This is a genomic window from Elizabethkingia bruuniana (genome assembly GCF_002024805.1).
GTDB classification, from domain to species: Bacteria; Bacteroidota; Bacteroidia; order Flavobacteriales; family Weeksellaceae; genus Elizabethkingia; species Elizabethkingia bruuniana.
Window position 1 is genome coordinate 3,979,204 of record NZ_CP014337.1, and the last position, 19,148, is coordinate 3,998,351.

General features: G+C 34.9%; 17 protein-coding genes. 13 read left to right on the top strand and 4 right to left on the bottom strand.

The features are described 5' to 3' along the window. Positions 1 to 105: 105 nt before the first annotated feature. The 3 genes from AYC65_RS18680 to AYC65_RS18690 form a co-directional block, all read right to left on the bottom strand. Positions 106 to 2,253 carry an outer membrane beta-barrel family protein gene (locus AYC65_RS18680; protein WP_034871721.1) on the bottom strand — a complete coding sequence of 716 codons (2,148 nt, stop codon included), beginning with the start codon at positions 2,251 to 2,253 and terminating at the stop codon, positions 106 to 108. Between the two features lie 81 nt (positions 2,254 to 2,334). Next, entirely contained in the window at positions 2,335 to 4,461 is a 2,127-nt protein-coding gene (locus AYC65_RS18685; RefSeq protein ID WP_034871720.1) for an outer membrane beta-barrel family protein, read from the bottom strand. Positions 4,462 to 4,499: 38 nt separating this feature from the next. Then, entirely contained in the window at positions 4,500 to 5,333 is an 834-nt protein-coding gene (locus AYC65_RS18690) for a DUF5694 domain-containing protein (RefSeq protein WP_034871719.1), read from the bottom strand. Between the two features lie 191 nt (positions 5,334 to 5,524). Here AYC65_RS18690 and AYC65_RS18695 point away from each other — a divergent pair, with 191 nt between their 5' ends. The 8 genes from AYC65_RS18695 to AYC65_RS18730 all read left to right on the top strand — a co-directional run bounded on the left by AYC65_RS18695 (position 5,525) and on the right by AYC65_RS18730 (position 10,446). Then, positions 5,525 to 6,547 (top strand): sensor histidine kinase, encoded by a 1,023-nt coding sequence (locus tag AYC65_RS18695; protein ID WP_034871718.1) that lies wholly within the window; start codon positions 5,525 to 5,527, stop codon positions 6,545 to 6,547. A 5-nt stretch (positions 6,548 to 6,552) separates the two neighbouring features. Beyond that, positions 6,553 to 7,239 carry a LytR/AlgR family response regulator transcription factor gene (locus AYC65_RS18700; RefSeq protein ID WP_034871717.1) on the top strand — a complete coding sequence of 229 codons (687 nt, stop codon included), beginning with the start codon at positions 6,553 to 6,555 and terminating at the stop codon, positions 7,237 to 7,239. A 27-nt stretch (positions 7,240 to 7,266) separates the two neighbouring features. After that, positions 7,267 to 7,842 carry an RNA polymerase sigma factor gene (locus AYC65_RS18705; RefSeq protein WP_009086836.1) on the top strand — a complete coding sequence of 192 codons (576 nt, stop codon included), beginning with the start codon at positions 7,267 to 7,269 and terminating at the stop codon, positions 7,840 to 7,842. Positions 7,843 to 7,846: 4 nt separating this feature from the next. Then, entirely contained in the window at positions 7,847 to 8,185 is a 339-nt protein-coding gene (locus AYC65_RS18710; RefSeq protein WP_034871716.1) for a hypothetical protein, read from the top strand. 209 nt (positions 8,186 to 8,394) lie between these two features. Next, a complete protein-coding gene (locus AYC65_RS18715) occupies positions 8,395 to 8,655 on the top strand; it encodes a hypothetical protein (RefSeq protein WP_034871715.1) in 261 nt (86 codons plus the stop codon). A 5-nt stretch (positions 8,656 to 8,660) separates the two neighbouring features. Continuing rightward, the gene (locus AYC65_RS18720) at positions 8,661 to 9,428 is read left to right on the top strand and encodes a GLPGLI family protein (RefSeq protein WP_157877523.1); all 768 of its coding nucleotides are present in this window, start codon (positions 8,661 to 8,663) and stop codon (positions 9,426 to 9,428) included. A 230-nt stretch (positions 9,429 to 9,658) separates the two neighbouring features. Further along, complete coding sequence (locus tag AYC65_RS18725; RefSeq protein ID WP_034871713.1) at positions 9,659 to 9,952, top strand: hypothetical protein; 294 nt, start codon at positions 9,659 to 9,661, stop codon at positions 9,950 to 9,952. Between the two features lie 26 nt (positions 9,953 to 9,978). After that, positions 9,979 to 10,446, top strand: a complete 468-nt coding sequence (locus tag AYC65_RS18730) for an Hsp20/alpha crystallin family protein (protein WP_034871712.1) — start codon at positions 9,979 to 9,981, stop codon at positions 10,444 to 10,446. Between the two features lie 86 nt (positions 10,447 to 10,532). On the opposite strand, the gene AYC65_RS18735 is transcribed toward AYC65_RS18730, so the two are convergent. After that, positions 10,533 to 12,797 (bottom strand): aconitate hydratase, encoded by a 2,265-nt coding sequence (locus AYC65_RS18735; protein ID WP_034871711.1) that lies wholly within the window; start codon positions 12,795 to 12,797, stop codon positions 10,533 to 10,535. Between the two features lie 164 nt (positions 12,798 to 12,961). Here AYC65_RS18735 and AYC65_RS18740 point away from each other — a divergent pair, with 164 nt between their 5' ends. The 5 genes from AYC65_RS18740 (at position 12,962) to AYC65_RS18760 (ending at position 19,102) form a co-directional block, all read left to right on the top strand. Then, entirely contained in the window at positions 12,962 to 13,276 is a 315-nt protein-coding gene (locus tag AYC65_RS18740; RefSeq protein ID WP_034871710.1) for a CD225/dispanin family protein, read from the top strand. Next, entirely contained in the window at positions 13,267 to 13,653 is a 387-nt protein-coding gene (locus AYC65_RS18745; protein ID WP_034871709.1) for a DUF2752 domain-containing protein, read from the top strand. Before AYC65_RS18740 ends, AYC65_RS18745 begins: the two co-directional genes overlap by 10 nt. A gap of 64 nt (positions 13,654 to 13,717) precedes the next feature. Continuing rightward, complete coding sequence (locus tag AYC65_RS18750) at positions 13,718 to 14,443, top strand: WG repeat-containing protein (RefSeq protein ID WP_034871708.1); 726 nt, start codon at positions 13,718 to 13,720, stop codon at positions 14,441 to 14,443. Positions 14,444 to 14,681: 238 nt separating this feature from the next. Further along, entirely contained in the window at positions 14,682 to 16,790 is a 2,109-nt protein-coding gene (locus tag AYC65_RS18755) for a TonB-dependent receptor (RefSeq protein WP_034871707.1), read from the top strand. 134 nt (positions 16,791 to 16,924) lie between these two features. Next, entirely contained in the window at positions 16,925 to 19,102 is a 2,178-nt protein-coding gene (locus AYC65_RS18760) for a prolyl oligopeptidase family serine peptidase (protein WP_034871706.1), read from the top strand. The last annotated feature ends 46 nt before the right edge of the window (positions 19,103 to 19,148 follow it).

Below are 19,148 nucleotides of genomic sequence, written 5' to 3' on the forward strand. Positions count from 1 at the left end.
CAGTATTGTTACAGATAGGAATTGTTAAAGTTTCTTAAAATTCAAACTATAGTGAATAAAATGGCTTTCAAGGTCATTTTAAGGATGCTGGCTTTATAGATTATTTTACATTCTATTCAGTTCTTCAGTATTTCCGGACTGGCGATTGCTGGTTTTTATTTTATCATTACCGAATTTATAATTCAGAGAAACCCTGAAGCTTTGATTGTCCCAAATGTTTCTGAAACTTTGTTTTACACCATTCATCATCTGATAACTATAACCGATTCCGTTAAATATATTGCTGCCAACAAGGCTTATGACCAGTTTTTTATCGAAGGCAAGATATTTAAAAGATATGTCAACAGTTGAATAAGCTTTGCTTGTAAAATTATTATATATACCTCCAAAATCCTGAGTATAAGTAAGGTTAAAGAAAGCTGTTTTCAGTTTGTTTAATGTAAAATCATTGCTTGTTGAGAAATCTGCGGTCCAGCCTTTATAACGTTCAGGTCCAATACTAAGCTGAGTATTGCTATGGCTAAGGTTGAAAGTGTTCATACTAGACCACCATTTCACAGGCTTCCAGGTAAAAGTTTCTGCCAAACCGAATGAATTAGCATCTACATAATTCATCCAGACAAAATTATTGTTCATAGTAGCAGGATCTATTAAAGAAGCCTGGCTTATTCCATTTTTCAGACTTGAGAAATACACTCTGCTGTCCAGATTTTTGTAGGTAAAAGTAAGTTCAACATTGTCAGTGAAAGCTGGTTGTAAAAATGCATTACCTTCATTATAACTATTGCTGTTGTTAATGGTTCTGAATGGATTCAGACTTTCATAAGAAGGACGGTTAATCCTTCTGGAGTAATTGAAACTAATGCTTGTTTTATCAGCAATAGAATACATCGCATATAGCGTAGGGAATAGTTTTATGTAGTTATTTTTATGGGTACTATCCAATTCACGGGAATATCCGGTGGTTTGGGTTGCTTCCATTCGTAATCCTGCCTGTAAATCCCACTTGCCAATTTTTTTGCTTCCGGAAACATACAAAGCTTCGTTATTTTCTCTGTATCTGAAATAATTTGAGATATTGGTGTCCGGTACCATTTCGTTGTTTACTTCTTTATAGGCAGCAATGTCATTGGTGGTTTTCACAGTAGAAAATCGACCTCCAAAGCTAAGGTTGACAAATTTTAACGGAAGTTCTGTATCAATTTTTGCTGAGAAATTCTGAATCTGACTTTCTGTATTGTTAAGCCCTACAAATTGACTTCCTTGTACAATTTCGTTATTAGGCTTGTATGTGGCGTAAGAAAATGGTCGGTTTCCCGGACCATTATAATTTACATAATCCAGATCCATCGTAATCTTTTTTCCTAAAGTATCCAGTTTATATTCGGAATACAGATTATAGACTTGTTGCTGGGATTTGACTCGTTGAAAAGATGAAGTAGAAATATACTTTTGCAGCGCTCCAGCTGAATCATAAATATTTGAAAAACTCGGTGTTCCGCTGTTCTTAGTATCGAAAAGACTTGCATTGAATTTGGTGCCCAGAGTTAACCTTTCGGTTACCTTATAATCCAGAGCTGCTTTTACCGCATAATAATTGTTTTTAAAATCTGTAATTCCGCGATTTTCCCAATGAGCATCAGGATAATAAAGATCGTTGTTCCAGTTTCTTAAAAATCTTCTGTCGCCTAAATCTATAGATGATTGTAGTGTTATTTTATCCTTCTGAAGGTTGAAGGCAGCATTGGAACGCCAAGTGTTTCGTCTCGATCTCTGATAGGAAGAACCAACGTTAGCATTCCAGCTGTTCACTTTCATTTTTTTTGTAACAATATTGATTATACCGCTGTTTCCTTCAGCACTATATTTAGCCGGTGGAGTTGTAATCACTTCAATCTTTGACAAATTCTCCGCACTGATACCTTCCAGATAGCGGCTAAGCTGTTCGCCATTCATATAAACTTCTTTATCATCTATTAATACGAGGACTGTACTTTTTCCGACAATAGAGATAACATCGTTATTTATTTTTACATTCGGAGTGGCTTTCAGGGCGTCCAATGCAGTGCCACCAGCAGCGGCAACAGAATTACCGATATTAAAGATTAATCGGTCCGGTTTTCTTTCAATCAGTTTTTTCTTTCCTTCCAGAACAACTGTTTCTACTGTTTTTACTTTGGTGGTATCCTGTACATTTTGTGAAAACGCTGCATAAGAAATTAAAGTAGCGGCTAATATGTATATCTTTTTCATGGGTATCGATTTATTCTTTATATAAGACAGTTCTAGATATGTTTCTGTTACATTAACTATTTCCTTTTTTGAAGGGAGGGTTTAATTTGCTCTGTTTTTTTCCTCGAACTTGATATTCTTCTGAGCTCCTTTTACTTTTGAGTTTCCGAAGGTGTAATTTACACTTAGGCGTAGTGCTCTTCCGTCCCAGTAATTATTGAATGACTGTTTATTATCAGAGAAAGATTTATCAGCACGGTATCTTTGAGCAAAAATGTTGGATACACTAGCATTGATCTGCAATTGCTTGTCCAATAGGGAAACTCTTATTCCGGAAGACAGATCAGAAAAGTTCTTGAATGATGAATTGACATTTTTAAAAGGTAAGGTTTGGTTATAGTTTAGGAAGAATACAATTGTTTTCTTTGCATTTAGAGTGAAAGTATTGTTTGCAGAATAATTTAAAAACGTTCCACTCTTGGTTTCTGCCTGTATATTGAATACAGAAGAATTTTGTAATGTTGCCGTTGCGGAGATACTGGTTTCCCACCAAGGTAGAATCTTGTCGGTATAGCTGGCATTCAGTCCATAAAAATTATTGTTGTAATGATTTAGGTATGTGCTGCTCTCATTAATTCCATCAAGAGTAGATACCTGCCCGAAAGCATTTGTTAATCTTAAATAATAAAGGCTCACAGATAATTTATTATTATAGGTATAGGCAAGTTCTGTGTTGTTAATGTACGCAGGCTGTAGTAATGGATTCCCTGAAGAGTAAGAGTTTGGATTACTATACCAGCGGAAAGGGTTTAGATTGCTCATATCAGGACGGTTAATTCTGCGGGAGTAGGCAAGGCTAAAGGAGTTCTTACCTTCTTTATAAGCAACATAAGCAGATGGAAACCACTGTCCGTATCCATATTTAGTACGTTCATTAGTTGCAGGAGTATAGGCATTTACATGAGCGTCCTCATAACGGATTCCGAATTTTGTTTCCCACTTAGTTCCAAAGCTCTTTGTAAAGCTGAAATAGGCTGCATAATTCTTTTCATCATACTGAAAGAAATTAGTTCTGGACTGATCAGAAACAGGAGTTTGATTGATAATATTGTAATAATTAAGGTCCGATGTGTTTTTAAACTGATTGAATTTTACTCCGGTTTCTATGGTTCCGAAAGAAAAAGGCAGTTCTAAATCTGCCTGTCCGGAGAAGATCTGAGGTTTTAGTTTAGAGATGGTTTGTACATCTTCAGTGGTCTGGTTAGAAGCTTTGAAAGTGGAGAAGTCTACAATTGTATTAGAGTTGTTTTCGTAATAGTTTCCGGTAAAACTTAGTTTTTTACCTAATGTGTCCAACTTTAAATCATAGTATACGGAAAGCGTCTGCATTCGGTTTGTTTCACGATGTTTTGTTGGGGTGCTTAGTGTCTCTGTTGGCTGCTCTCCTTTAAAATAGAAAGTGTTATTGAAAATGTTCATATCCGGTGTCTGACGGGTATAGAGATAATTCAGTCCTATTTCAGAATTCTTACTAAGCTTATAAGAAAGGTTAAGGCTTGGAGAAAACTCTTTCCACATATCTTTACGTACTGTACGGCTGTAGCTTGATGTAGTTCCGATAATATCATAGTTTTCTTCAGAACGTTTTGCAGTATTAGTATAATTGCCTTTCAGGCTCATACTAAACTTTGAAGTCTGATAATTGAGTGTTGCATTGCCTAACGCACCTGAATAAGTTCTCTGAACAAATGTTGAACCTACATTACCACTAAAACCCATATTAGGATTCTTCTTCAGAACAATATTGATTAGCCCACTGTTTCCCTGTGCTTCATATTTAGCCGGAGGAGTTGTAATCACTTCTACTTTAAGGATATTTTCTGAACGGATAGTTTTTAAATAACTCATTAAAGCATCTCCGGAAAGATTTAACATGCGGCCATTAATCATAACTGATACACTGCTTTTTCCTACAATTGATATAAGACCTTTATTTTCGTCTACCTTCATCATTGGTACATTACCCAAAGTTTCCACAGCATCCATCCCTTGTGAAGCCATCGATGCTTCAACATTGAATACTAAACGGTCTGCTTTTCTTTCAATCAGTTTTTTCTTTGCCTGAATAGTTACGGTTTTTACTGTTTGTACTTTAGTGGTGTCCTGAACTTTTTGAGCGAATGATAAGCTGTATAATAAAGTTGCGATGAATATAGAGGTCTTTTTCATGGTTATATTTTTATAGAGAATAGTTAATGACTTAGTTTTTAGAAAATATTTTTTACTTCGATAAGATTAAACTGAGGATCGTTTTTAATAAAATCATACATCATAGCTGCGTGTCCTGCTCCAACGATAATTACAATGTTTTTATCACCTTTTTCAATCTGATTCTGGATATAGGAATACATAATCAGGTTTCTTTTATACCAGTCAGCAACTAGTTGCGATCCATAAAAATCAGGAGCTTTATTTATTTTGTTGAAGTATGTGATGTACAATCCTTTATTCATTGAGTATTGTTTTTCGGAATTAAGGCATTTGAAGGTCTTTTGCAGAGAGCTCTCACTTATACAGTTATTCATGAAATCGGTTAGTTGTTTTACTTTTGTTTCAAAGTCAGCATAAGTTAATGTAGGATTAAGATTTAGTTTAGATTTAAGGGCTCCGAGATTCATTTGTGATTCATAATCCATGGAATATATTTTCTGGTTACCAGCCTCACGAGCTAATCTGAAACCGAACTGAAAGATTTCATTTTCACTGAGCATTCGTTTCCGGAAGTCATTCTTTAATGTGTCTGCTTTATAATAGGCCTTTCCCTGTTTGTATAAAGCATACATTTTATTTAGGTTTTCTCTGTCTTCATACGGACTTTCTACAAAAACTTTATCAGGTCTGTATGTACTGGTGATTTTATGGGTAACCTGGATCAGGTTATCCTGATTAGACTGCTCCAGAATATTTCTTTCTTTTACTTTTCCAGCATCAAAGCCCGGATTGTTGAAATGATAAGTCCCGATGAGAATTACATTGATTTTGTCCTGGCTAAAGCTTAAAGCAGAAAGTGCAACAAAAAATAAAGTTATTATAGTTTTCATAGTTATATTATTATAAATAATGTTTTATCTGATCGTTTTGATATGCCAAAGGTATAACGTCGGAAAGCCCTCTGAAATAGCGTTTAGATGAATCAGGGTATTTATGGGATGATTGTTTTTTTCGTCGATGAAAAAAGCAGGTTTGTCGAAAATGGCTATTGGAAAATGCTCAGCTAACATTAAATTTGAGCATGAAAAAGAACCAAATTATATTCTTGCATATTTTGTATTGGCTACTCAGCTTTATCCGTACTGTAATTATGGCAAAATACTATTATGGAAATGGTAATTTATTAGTTGATGGTACTTATTTTTTAACCAATTTTGTATGTTTTTATATCAACTATTTTTTTGTTGTACCTCAGTTTTTTGATATCAATAAGCTCTATAAAACACTAATAGGTTTCTTTATAAGTGTATGTATATTTGTTATGACTCGTTATTTCATGCAGGAATTTATGATGCCCTTATTTTTTGGTATTAGAAATTATGCTGAAGGAACTACCTTTTTTCATTATTTTTTCGATAATATTTATTACAGTTCAACAATCATTTTTACAAGTACAGTTTTCTGTTTAATTAAGTTATTTTCACAGTCAGAGAAAGAGAAATATGAATTAATGGAGGAAAAGAAGAATGCAGAACTCCAAGCATTGAAAACCCAGATAAATCCACATTTTATATTTAATTCACTCAATAATATTTATTCGTTGGTCTATCAGAATTCCGATAAGGCATTACCCGCGTTGGAAGAGCTGAGTCAACTGCTGAGGTATAGTACAAAGGATCTGGAGAAGGACTTTATTCAGCTGGATAAAGAAGTAGGCTATATGGAGAGCCTGATTGCTCTGGAAAAGCTGAGGATTAAGAATCCGGAACTGATATTATTTGATAAGGATATCAAAAATCCGAAATTATCAATCTCACCAATGTTATTGGTACCGTTTGTTGAAAATGCCTTTAAACATGGTGATATCAGTGGCAAAGGAATGGAGCTAAAAGTGTCCGATGATAATGGTAGACTGCATTTCTATCTCAGAAATTCCAAGAAGCAGAGAATGAAGGATTTTTCGTCCGGAATCGGAATCGGGAATGTAAAAAAGAGGCTGCAATTAATTTATCCGGATAAGCATTGGTTAGAAATTACAGAAACTGAAGATACTTTTATTATAGATTTGAAGATTGATTTACATACCAATAACCCCGGAAAGTAATAAGCATGGATAAAATTAAATGTATTGTTGTAGATGATGAGCCTTTGGCGGTTTCCCTATTAGGGAGTTATGTTCAAAAAATTCCGTTTTTGGAGCTTGTCTTTAGTACGGAAAACCCTTTAGAAGCATTAGATTTTATTCAGAATAACGAGGCCGATCTGGCATTTTTAGATATTCAGATGCCAGAGCTTACCGGAATTAACTTCATGGAAATTGCTGGTAATAAGCTAAAATATATCCTTACAACTGCCTATGCAGAATATGCTTTGGAAGGCTATGAGTATAATGTAGTCGACTATTTATTGAAACCAGTTTCTTTTGACAGGCTTTATAAAAGCGCGCTGAAGGCTCAGGAACGCCTTTCTAATAACGAAGCTTCAGCAGGTCAGTATTTTTTTGTAAAATCTTCCGGTCAGCAGCATCGAATTAATTTTGATGAGGTATTGTATATTGAAAGCCTCAAAGATTATGTGAATATAAAAACAGAGCATCAGGAATATATAGTGCTGGATACACTAAAATCTTTTGAGCAACAATTGCCCGATACTTCTTTTATCAGGGTTCATAAATCCTATATTATCAATATGGATAAGATAAAGACGGTCAACATTAAGTCTGCAAACCTTATTTCCGGAGGCGAAATTCCTATCGGCGAGAGCTATAAATTAAATTTTTTGAAAAAGTTAAAGTAATTTTGTTTTTGGTTCGTCTTCATAAATATGGACTCGCTATATTTGAATGAAATGGCTGAAAAGAAATCTGCTTCACTGTCAGAAGTCGTAAAAGATTACGGCTCACAATTGTTTCGCTTTATTAAAGGAAAAGTGAGCAAAACTGAGGATGCAGAAGATATTTTGCAGGAGGTCTGGTATCAGACCAGCCGTTTAACGAATATAGATGATCTTGAAAATGTTGGTGCCTGGCTGTATTCGGTAACCCGAAATAAGATTACCGATAATTACAGGAAAAAGAAAAGTGATTCACTGGAAGACTACACTTATGAAGATGAAGACGGAAGCTTTAGTATTAAAGAAATCCTTTTAGCAGATGACTCCAACAATCCCGAACTAAAAATGTTTAAAGACATTTTCTGGGATGAATTAATGAAGGCGCTGGATGAACTACCGGATAACCAAAGACGGGTGTTTTTTCAGAATGAAGTTGAGGAAAAAACTTTGCAGGAAATTGCAGACGAAGAAGGTGAAAATTTAAAGACTATTATCAGCAGAAAAGGATATGCTGTAAAACACCTTCGCAAAAGATTAAAACATTTATACAACGAACTTAAGGACTAAGGATATGAATCGTAGATTTAGACATAGAAATAAGAAGAAATTTTGGTTGGCCTTTCCGCTGATCATAGGAATGGTATTTCTCTTGGTGTGGTTGGTACAATGGTTGTGGAATATATTATTACCAGAGATACTAGGCGTAAAAGCTATTTCCTATTGGCAGGCTTTCGGAATCATGGTTCTGAGTAAAATATTATTTGGTGGTTTCCGCTTCAGAGGCGGGGGTGGCGGAAGAAATTTTAAAGAAAAGATGAAGAGACGTATGGAAGAATTTTCAGATGAAGACAAAGAGCGCTTCCGCGAAGAATGGCAAAAGAGATTTGGCGATCGATGCCGATTTAAATAATATTGATGAGGCTGTCCAAATTTTTTGGACAGCTTTTTTTTGATTACTTTATTAAATATTTGTAAATCTGTACTTGAAAATAGGAGTAGTTCAACAAGAATAACACTTAATTAAATCGATTACAAATTACAATAAAGATTTTATGTTAAATTGTGGTATGGTAAAATATTTTTAGCTTAGTTTAGTTAAACAATTAAAAATCATTTAATATGAAAAAATTATTATTAGTAGCAACGATTGGAATTGCAGGACTTATGAGTGCTAAAAGCGTAGAAGTAAAAGAAAGTAAATTAGAATCAAATCTGAATTCCTCTGAAGAAGCAATCTGGTATCCAGTAAAAATTACTTCTTCTTGCGGCTATACGGAATATATAGAATTAGGAAATTCCGATATCAGCTGTCTTGAAGTAGAAATTAACAGAATGGAGGATGACTGTGATGCTCCTGTTGAAGCATGGGGGTGGGCATAAAAAAGATGAGAGCACATTTTCTTATATTATTATTTTTTGGAAGTCTCATTTTCGCTCAGAATAAAAATATTTCAGATATTGAAGTAAAATATCTATATAGTTTTTCAAGAGATACAACAAATTTGAATGAGAAAATTGAAGAGATCATGATCTTAGATCTGAATTCAAGTTCGTCAATATATTATAGCGATGCTTTTTTACAACGTAGAAGGTCTTTAGAAACTGAATTGGCAAATGCTAAAGCGACAGGGCGAATGGCAGAGATTAATGCAGGGAGTTTAGCTAGACCTAAAGTTGATTATCTTGTATTTCGAGACAAGGATAAAACAATCGTAACAAGCCGTATCGGGCGTGATTATTTTTCATTTGATACGGAACCCTTAAAGTGGAATACTCATTATAAAGATGAAAAAGAAATTTTGGGATATAAGTGTAAGAAGGCTGTAACCATTTTCAATAAAAGAGAATATATCGCGTGGTACACAAGTGGTATTCCATTTTCAGAAGGCCCATATAGATTTAAGGGATTACCAGGTATTATCCTGGATATTCAAGATACTAAGGGTTATGACAAATTCAAAGCTATCTCAATTACTAAAAAGCAAGTTGAAATATCTTCAATCCAAACTGGAATTCCAGTAACGAGAAATGAGTATCTAAAAAAACGGGAAGAATTCAAAAACAACCCTACTCCTGGCAAAGCAATGGATATAAGTAAACGAACTCAATTAGAAAATGCTATTAAAAAATTTAATAACACTTTAGAAAGGTAGTATTTTAAATCTAAAAAGATGAGGTTGTCCGAAGAGGGCAGCCTTTTTTATTTGAAATTATTGAGAGGGCTTATAATGTCTACTTGATATTTTATTTAATTAATTTTCCCCCTGTTTAAAGGAGCTTCCAGAGAAAATTAAAATTATTTTCAAAAAAATTAAAGTAAAGCTATTCCTTCCTCCGTCTTCAATACAAAGGCCTTTATTATTAAACTTTAAAATCAAAAAAAATGAAAAACAAAATGCGTTATATATTGCCTAAACTGATCGGAATTACCGTGATCGCAGGTTTAGCAACACTGATTATAGGTATGGTTTTTAAATTACTTCTGGCCGTTACCTTAATCGCAGGAATAGGAACTCTGGTAGCTTCAAAATTCAGAAGAAGGAGAGAAAGATACTTTGAGCCTTATCAGGAGAATTTACCAATAGGTTTTAATCCTTTAAATAATAGTGAATTTGCTGTAAGACCGAACTACAGAAATTCAAGAACAGAAAATATCGCTATTATCCCAATTAACTAATTTATTAAACTAAAAAAATAACAACAATGTATACAAGACATCATAACAACGAAGATTTTAGAAACAAAAAAGATTTCTGTAATGGAAAATTCGACCGTAAATTCGATAAATTCCGTGAAGGATTCTTCAATAGCAAACACCCGATGAAGGAAGTATTTGCTGAAAAAATCAGCAGCTTCAAGCCTGTAAATATCTCTGAAAATGAAGAATATTATGCGCTTCAGTTATTTGCAGCCGGACTGAAAAAAGAAGCTTTTAATATAGCAATTAAAGACAGGGTACTTACTATTTCGTATAAAGCGACTGAAGACAAAGAGAAGGCAAATTATATCTATCAGGAAGTATATGCTTCATCTTTTGAACGTTCTTTTAAGCTTAATGAGAAGGTTGCATCCGAAAATATTTCTGCTGGTTATGAAGACGGTATTCTTACCATAATTTTGCCAAAGGATCCTGAAAACAATATCCCTGCACAAGAGATTAAAGTGAGTTAATTCTTTCAATCCATAATTCTATATTATTTCAAAGAAAAAGCCCCGCAAATGCGAGGCTTTTTTATTTCCATGAGAAATTAAATTAATTATTTCCCTTGTTGTTTGATTAGGTTAAGTGCAGATCCAGCTTTGAACCACTCAATTTGTCCTGCGTTGTAAGTATGGTTAGCAAGAATAATATCTTTAGAACCATCTGCGTGAACAAACTCTAATGTCAATGGCTTACCTGGAGCAAACTGATCAAGATCTAAGAAGTTGATTGTATCATCTTCCTGGATTTTATCGTAATCTGCTTTGTCAGCAAAAGTTAATCCTAACATACCTTGTTTTTTAAGGTTTGTCTCGTGGATACGAGCGAAGGATTTAACTAATACAGCTCTTACACCCAAGTGACGAGGCTCCATAGCAGCGTGCTCTCTTGAAGAACCTTCACCGTAGTTTTCATCACCAACAACAATCGTTGGAACGCCAGCAGCTTTGTAAGATCTTGCAGATGCAGGAACTTCCATATGCTCACCGTTTAATTCGTTCTTTACGTTGTTAGTTTCCATGTTGTAAGCATTAACAGCTCCGATCAACATGTTGTTAGAAATATTATCTAAGTGACCTCTGTACTTCAACCATGGACCTGCCATAGAGATGTGGTCAGTTGTACACTTACCAAATGCTTTGATCAATAATTTAGCACCTGTAATGTTTTTACCATCCCAAGGTGTAAACTCTTCTAATAACTGAAGTCTGTCGGATGTTGGCGCTACAATAACCTCAACATTTGAACCGTCTTCAGCAGGAGCAATATAACCAGCATCTTCAACATCGAAACCTTTAATTGGCAATTCATAACCTTGAGGCTCATCTAGAAGAACTTCAACACCATCCTTGTTAACTAATTTGTCTGTTCTTGGATCGAAGTCTAGTTTACCAGCAATAGCAAGTGCAGTTACCAATTCAGGAGAACCTACGAATGCATAAGTATTTGGGTTACCATCTGCTCTCTTAGAGAAGTTTCTGTTGAAAGAGTGAACGATTGTGTTTTTCTCTTGTTTTTCTGAACCTTCACGAGCCCATTGACCGATACATGGTCCACAAGCATTAGCGAATACTTTACCACCAATTTGAGCAAAAGTATCTAGGAAACCATCTCTTTCTACTGTATATCTTACTAATTCGGATCCCGGAGTAATAGTGTATTCAGCAGCAGTTACCAAGTTTTTGTCAATTGCCTGCTTAGCGATAGAAGCAGCTCTTGAGATATCTTCGTAAGAAGAGTTTGTACAAGAACCGATCAAACCAACCTCAACTTTAGTTGGCCATCCGTTTTTCTCAGCAAGTTCTTTCATCTGAGAAATTGGAGTATATAAATCCGGAGTGAAAGGACCGTTTAATGCCGGCTCTAATTCATCCAGGTTGATTTCAATAACCTGATCGAAGTATTTAGCAGGATCTGCATAAACTTCTTTATCAGCTTTTAGGTTATCAGCGATAGCTTCAGCACCTGCAGCAACAGCTTCTCTTCCTGTAGCTCTTAGGTATTTAGCCATGTTTTTATCGAATTCAAAGATAGAAGTTGTTGCTCCGATCTCTGCACCCATGTTACAGATTGTACCTTTACCAGTACAAGAAAGTGATTCAGCACCTTCTCCGAAGTATTCTACGATAGCACCAGTACCTCCTTTTACAGTAAGGATACCAGCAACTTTCAGAATTACATCTTTAGGAGAGCACCATCCGCTAAGTTTACCGGTTAATTTTACACCGATCATTTTAGGGAATTTAAGCTCCCATGCCATTCCTGCCATTACGTCTACAGCATCTGCACCACCAACACCAATAGCAACCATACCTAAACCACCTGCATTTACAGTGTGAGAGTCGGTACCAATCATCATTCCTCCAGGGAATGCATAATTTTCTAAAACTACCTGGTGAATAATACCAGCTCCCGGCTTCCAGAATCCAATACCATATTTGTTGGAAACTGACTGAAGGAATTGATAAACTTCGTTGTTTTTATTTTCTGCTTCTTGAAGATCTTTGTCTGCTCCAACTCTAGCCTGGATAAGGTGGTCTGCGTGTACCGTAGAAGGAACTGCAACCTTCTTCTTTCCAGCCTGCATAAACTGTAATAAAGCCATCTGTGCTGTAGCGTCCTGCATAGCAACTCTGTCCGGAGCGAAGTCTACATAAGATTCTCCGCGTTTGAAAGCTTCTGGCTGTTGAGTGGAAAATAAGTGGGAACATAAAATTTTCTCTGAATAAGTAAGAGGTCTTCCCATAAACTCTCTTGCTGCGTTTACTCTGTTGTCGAAATCAGAATAAACTTTTTTGATCATATCCAAATCAAAGGTCATATGCTACAAAGTTTTATTCGTTAGTAAATCACACATTTGGTGTGAAAAAGTATACAAAAATACGAATTTTATACGGGCTTTTAAGGTGAATCTTATTTAGATTGGTTATAAATATAGTGTAAATTGGCTGTTTTGCATTATATTTACGCTGAATTAAAATTGCTATGGAACACATTGATGATGCCTCTATAATGACTCCTAATCCACAACAAAGCTTTCCTCCGAAAACATGGTTGGTAGAGTCTGTATTGGTTACTGTATTTTGCTGCCAGATCCTTGGGATTATAGGAATAATTAATGCCGCTTCAGTGGAATCTAAATTTTACAGAGGAGATGTGTTAGGTGCTCAAAAAGCATCAAAGCTGGCAAAACAAATGGTAATATGGTCTGTGATTTCATGGTTTATTATTATTGGAATAGTAGTGATATTTTACATTTTTGTATTTGTACTAGCTGCTACAACAGGTGAATGGAAATAATAAAAAAGCATAAACTTCTTTCTGTAATAATTCTTCTTATTTTGGGAGGAAGTATAGTTTATATCTTTTATCATTATAATCCGGAAACATCTGGCTTCTTTTTACAGTGTCCGTTTAAATTACTGACGGGATATGATTGTCCGGGATGTGGGTCGCAAAGAGCCTTACATGCTTTATTACATGGAGATGTGAAGCAGGCTTTTACTTATAATCCGTTATTTATTCTAGCCATTCCTTATGTCATCATTGGTTTTATCTTTAATCAGGATAAAGTGAAAACCAAATATCCGCGGCTTAGAAAAGCACTGTTTGGACAAAAGGCGATTTATATAATCCTTTTTATTGTTATTGCTTTCTGGCTTCTGAGGAACCTATAAAAAAATCTTAAAAATTTGTCCGACGGAGGAAGTTTTCTCAAATTTGTGGGTAAACACAACGCAAATGAACAAAATATTTGCTGTAATAATTCTGTTTTTTTCTTGCTGTGTAATTGCTTATGGACAGCAGAATAAAGTAGTACAGGCAACTTCCGATAGGAATGATATTCCGGAACTGATCCCGGTTTTCAGAAACGGTAAGTATGGTTATATCAATACCGCAGGAAGGCTTATGATTCCTCCAAAATTTAATCTGGCTTTATTTTTTACCGAGGATTGCAATCTTACACAATCACCAAATGAGAAAATTAGGCTGTATGGTAAAAAGAACTATGCTACAGTGGAGATAGATAAAGTTGCTTATCGGATTGACAAAACAGGTAAAGCTTTATATCGGTATAAGAATGAAGATCTTGGACGCTGCAAAAAGGATTTTCAGATGCCTGCGTTTACAATCTACAAGAATGGTGAAAATTATGGTCTTGTAAAAAAAGATCTTCAGGGTGCTGCAGATCTATCTCAAGTTTATATAATACCGCAATACCAGTATTTGTTTGTAATGGATTCCGATGATCAGGAGAATCCGATGATTATTGCAATAAAGAATGATAAATTTGGGGTTGTAGATAAAAATAACAGGGTTGTTATTGGATTTGAATATGAAGATATTAAGAAAAACATGTCATGGAAAGAGGCTCATTTATTCGAGGTAAGCCAAGACGGAAAGAAATATTTCTTTATAGACAAAGCATCTAATAAATATCAGATTAAAACGCGGAGTCAGAATTAGAAATCGATGAATACTAATTCTTTTGTAAATGAATAAGTTAAATGATTAATATTCTGCTGTGTTAAAATTTTTTAATATCAGAAATTTGCTTTAGCTTTGTTCCCGGAAAAAGGGGTGCCTCTAAGAGGCTGAGATTATACCCTATGAACCTGGGCGGGTAATGCTGCCAAGGGAAACTAAGTAAAAATGACTTGGTCATTTTAGGTGCATCCTTTTATTCCACAACTAATATGTGAGAATGAAAGGATTATTTTTTTTATCAGCACTCAGTGCTGCATCAATAGCTTTTGCGCAAAGCAAACAAGATACTATTCGGGAAATAGATGAGGTTCGGGTTATCAAGAGGCTTCCCATAACGAAAGATATCGTTAATGTAGAAAAAGATTTGGGAAGAAAAAATCTGGGACAGGATTTGCCTTATCTTCTTAAAAATCAGACATCAGTAGAAACAACAACCGATGCCGGCAACGGTGTAGGATATACAGGTTTAAGAATCAGAGGTGTAGATGGCACTCGTATCAATGTAATGCTGAATGGCGTTCCGTATAATGACAGCGAATCGCAGGGGACCTTTTTTGTAAATATTCCGGATGTTACATCTTCAGCTTCCAATGTTATTATCCAGCGTGGAGTCGGAACATCTACTAACGGAGTAGCTGCTTTTGGAGCAAGTGTTAATATTATTGGACGCGATCCCGAAGAACAACCTTATTTCTCTACTCAAAATTCTGTAGGTTCGTTTAATACCCATAAACATTCCTTTGAAGCCGGGACAGGAAGTTTACTAAATGGTAAACTCTCCTTTATGGGACGTTATTCTATTATAAAATCCGATGGTTATATAGACAGGGCTTTTTCGGATCTCAATTCCTATAACTTTGTCGGTGTTTATAAGGACGGAAATACGAAAATCCGTTTTCAGACTTTTGGTGGAGATCAACAGACTTATCAGGCTTGGAACGGAATTTCCAAGGCCCAGTACGAGATCAATCCACGCTACAATCCATCAGGGGAAATTTATGATAAAGATGGTAAGGTCATAGGTTTCTACAAAAATGAAACAGATAACTACAAACAACAGCATTATCATTTATTATGGGAGCAACGTTTCAATGATAACTGGAAGCTAAATACTACTTTACACTATACACGTGGGTTAGGGTATTACGAAAATTATAAATCCAATCAGAAATTCAGTAAATATGGAATTCCTCCATATGTGATAGGTGCCGAAACCGTTACAAGCGGTGATATGATTCGCAGAAAGTGGCTGGATAACGACTTTTATGGTATTGTATCGGAACTAAATGGTAAGGTAAATAATTGGGATCTTAATTTTGGTGTTGTTGCTAATCAGTATTATGGCAGACATTACGGGCAAATTATAAGCGGATCCAATTTGCAGCAAATCGATCTTCCAATTGAATACTACAGAAATAATGCAACTAAAAATGAGATATCGGGTTATGCTAAGGCTTTGTATAAATTTGGCGACCTAGAAATGTTTGGTGATTTGCAATTGCGAAATATTACTTACCATTCTAATGTGATAAAAGCGAGTGCGGAGGAAGCGCCGACATTTGATAAAAAGTTTACATTCTTTAATCCTAAAGTTGGATTTAATTATCATCTGGACGGTGGTACGCTATATCTGTCCTATGCAAATGCTCACCGTGAACCGGTAAGAGATGATATTGTAAATGCTCCGGATGTAAAACCTGAGACGCTCCATGATTTCGAATTGGGATATAATAAAACTTTCAACGGGTTGTCAATAACGGCGAATGCTTATTATATGCTGTATAAGGATCAATTGGTCCTTATTGGGGCTATCAATGGAGTAGGAGCTTCACTGCGAAAAAATGTAGGAAGAAGCTACCGTGCCGGAATAGAATTGGGAGCTGGTTATCAGTTCTCAGAGAAGTTCAATACTTTACTGAATGCTACTTTTAGTCAGAATAAAAACAAGAATTATATCGTTCAGCTTTCAGAAACAGAGACAGAAAATCTAGGAACGACGAATACCTCTTTCTCTCCTAACTTTATAGGAAACCTTACTTTAAATTATCTTCCGGTTAAAGATTTACAGTTTTCACTGGTGAATAAACTAGTAGGTTCTCAGTATTTAGATAATACGAATGCACCGGAGAGTAAAATAAAGTCTTATTATCTGTCAGATTTTATAGCGAGTTACCAGGTTGCATGGGGTAGAACTGATATAGGTTTCAGCCTTCTGGTGAACAATATATTTAACCAAAAATATATTAATAATGGCTACTCCGGTCCGTTCTATTATGCACAGGCAGGAGCCAATTTCTTAGCTGGAATTTCTTTAAAACTTCACTAAATCATCTTCTATATTAATTTACTTTATTTAGATCGGGTCACACATTTTGTGTGGCCCGGTTGTTTATAGAAACTTAGCTATAAGTATATTCGTTTTATCAGTATATTTAGCCATACAAATCCATGATACTATCTATGAGAAAAATATACCTTCTTCTTTTTATAAATTCTGTTAGCTCGCTGGTTATTGCTCAAAAAACAAATTTGGCTCCATCTGTCCCTGTTACAGATGATTATCACGGGGTCAAAGTAGTAGATGAATACAGAAATCTGGAAAATTTGAAAGACCCGGCTACAATTGACTGGATGAAATCCCAAACAGATTATGCTAATTCTATTGTTAAAAATATTCCTAATAGACAATATTATATTACTAAAAGAAAAGAGTTTGATAAACGAACATCATTTTTTGTGAACAATATTTATGTGACGGCAAATGATGTTTATTTCTACTTAAAAAAAACACCTGATCAAAGTGCAGCGAGGCTCTATTATAGAAAAGGATTTTCTGGACAGGAAAAAGAGTTATATAATCCTGAAAACTTTCTTCCGGAAAATAATAAACAGTACCAGATCAATTACATAAAACCTAATTATGATGGGACAAAAGTAGTTATAGCCTTAACAGAGGGCGGAAAAGAGATTTCAAATATGATAATCTACGATGTAATATCGAATAGATTATTACCTCATGTTATTACAAATTGCTGGCCTTCTGATGGAGGTGGGATATCATGGCTACCAGATAATAATAGCTTTATTTATCTACATTATCCTGTTACTGACCAAAATTCCAAACTTTTTTTAAAGGATATGATTTCGGTTCTGTATACCATTGGAGAAGATCCTAAAAAACTAAGAGTAGTATTATCTAAAGAAAACAATCCTGATTTAAAAATTAATTCGGAAGATTTTCCTATTGTAAATATTCCTACTAGGGATAGCAGATATTTAATTGGCCGAATTTCCGGGGCAGTACGTTTTAAGGATACTTACTATATCAAGTCTTCTGATATTCTCAAGAAAGATCAATGGAAAATCTTATTCCGAAAGGAAGATAAGATATCTAGTTTTATAATTAAAGGGGATAAGATTATATATATATCGGAAAAAGATGAAACAAATGCTATTTATAGTACTTCACTTATGCATCCTAATTTTAAAACCCCAGAAGTAATTGTATCTCCTATTCAAGACGAAACAATTAAAAGCTTAAATAGTATAAAAGATGGTTTTATATTTACTACAACTAAAAATGGTGTAGAGGCTAAATTGTATACATATAAGAATAATAAAGCTGAATCTTTAAAGCTTCCTATTCCGGCAGGGGATATATCTGTCAGTACACAAAGTAATCAATCAAATGATTTTTGGATAACATGTAATGGTTGGAAAAACGATACTGAACGCTTTAAGTATAGTTCTATAGCTGGGAAATTCACAAGTGAAAATCTTGCTCCACTTGCCGAATTTCCTGAATTCAAAGACATTATTGTAGAAGAAATAACAGTAAAATCTCACGATGGATTAGATATTCCCTTATCACTTATATACAAAAAGGGTATTGAGAAAAATAAACGAAATCCTGTAATTATTGATGCTTACGGCGCTTATGCAGCGATTAGTAGTCCTTACTTTGCTAAAACATATATTCTTTGGGCTTTACAAGGTGGTATTGTAGCCATTGCTCACGTAAGAGGAGGCGGAGAGAAAGGAGAGAAATGGCATGAGGGAGGTTATAAGTCTACAAAACCTAATTCATGGAAAGACTTAATTTCCTGTACAGAATATTTAATAAATGAAAACTATACGTCTTCTGATAACGTTGCTATTTGGGGAGCCAGTGCTGGTGGTATTACGATGGGAAGAGCTATGACGGAAAGACCTGATTTGTTTAAAGCAGTTATTATAGATGCAGGGGTAACAAATGCCTTAAGAATGGAGATCACGCCGAATGGACTAAATAATGTAAAAGAATTTGGCTCATCAAAAGTAGAATCAGAGTTTAAAGCGTTATTAGAAATGGATGCTTATCAGCACGTCAAAAAAGGAATTAGATATCCTTCAGTATTAATTACCGGGGGAATTAATGATCCAAGAGTATCACCATGGATGCCTACAAAATATGCTGCAAAGCTCATGGCTAATAGTATATCCGATAATCCAATCTTGTTAAAGATAGATTATGATGGAGGACATGGGGGCGATATTTCTTTAACAAGAGTATACGATAATCTTGCGGATACATTTGCTTTTGCATTATGGCAATTAGGACATCCGGATTATCAACAGGTAACAGGCAAAAATAAATAGATGTTACATTTATCTGTCTAGATATTATAAAATGCTTTGTTATTCT

What these genes read in the sequence shown, in the direction of transcription:
- AYC65_RS18725 (WP_034871713.1), top strand. Translation starts at nt 9,659, where the DNA reads ATGAAAAACAAAATGCGTTATATATTGCCTAAACTGATCGGAATTACC.
- AYC65_RS18680 (WP_034871721.1), bottom strand. Translation starts at nt 2,253, where the DNA reads ATGAAAAAGATATACATATTAGCCGCTACTTTAATTTCTTATGCAGCG.
- AYC65_RS18755 (WP_034871707.1), top strand. Translation starts at nt 14,682, where the DNA reads ATGAAAGGATTATTTTTTTTATCAGCACTCAGTGCTGCATCAATAGCT.
- AYC65_RS18750 (WP_034871708.1), top strand. Translation starts at nt 13,718, where the DNA reads ATGAACAAAATATTTGCTGTAATAATTCTGTTTTTTTCTTGCTGTGTA.
- AYC65_RS18715 (WP_034871715.1), top strand. Translation starts at nt 8,395, where the DNA reads ATGAAAAAATTATTATTAGTAGCAACGATTGGAATTGCAGGACTTATG.
- AYC65_RS18760 (WP_034871706.1), top strand. Translation starts at nt 16,925, where the DNA reads ATGAGAAAAATATACCTTCTTCTTTTTATAAATTCTGTTAGCTCGCTG.
- AYC65_RS18705 (WP_009086836.1), top strand. Translation starts at nt 7,267, where the DNA reads ATGGACTCGCTATATTTGAATGAAATGGCTGAAAAGAAATCTGCTTCA.
- AYC65_RS18710 (WP_034871716.1), top strand. Translation starts at nt 7,847, where the DNA reads ATGAATCGTAGATTTAGACATAGAAATAAGAAGAAATTTTGGTTGGCC.
- AYC65_RS18735 (WP_034871711.1), bottom strand. Translation starts at nt 12,797, where the DNA reads ATGACCTTTGATTTGGATATGATCAAAAAAGTTTATTCTGATTTCGAC.
- AYC65_RS18740 (WP_034871710.1), top strand. Translation starts at nt 12,962, where the DNA reads ATGGAACACATTGATGATGCCTCTATAATGACTCCTAATCCACAACAA.
- AYC65_RS18730 (WP_034871712.1), top strand. Translation starts at nt 9,979, where the DNA reads ATGTATACAAGACATCATAACAACGAAGATTTTAGAAACAAAAAAGAT.
- AYC65_RS18745 (WP_034871709.1), top strand. Translation starts at nt 13,267, where the DNA reads ATGGAAATAATAAAAAAGCATAAACTTCTTTCTGTAATAATTCTTCTT.
- AYC65_RS18685 (WP_034871720.1), bottom strand. Translation starts at nt 4,461, where the DNA reads ATGAAAAAGACCTCTATATTCATCGCAACTTTATTATACAGCTTATCA.
- AYC65_RS18700 (WP_034871717.1), top strand. Translation starts at nt 6,553, where the DNA reads ATGGATAAAATTAAATGTATTGTTGTAGATGATGAGCCTTTGGCGGTT.
- AYC65_RS18690 (WP_034871719.1), bottom strand. Translation starts at nt 5,333, where the DNA reads ATGAAAACTATAATAACTTTATTTTTTGTTGCACTTTCTGCTTTAAGC.
- AYC65_RS18720 (WP_157877523.1), top strand. Translation starts at nt 8,661, where the DNA reads ATGAGAGCACATTTTCTTATATTATTATTTTTTGGAAGTCTCATTTTC.
- AYC65_RS18695 (WP_034871718.1), top strand. Translation starts at nt 5,525, where the DNA reads ATGAAAAAGAACCAAATTATATTCTTGCATATTTTGTATTGGCTACTC.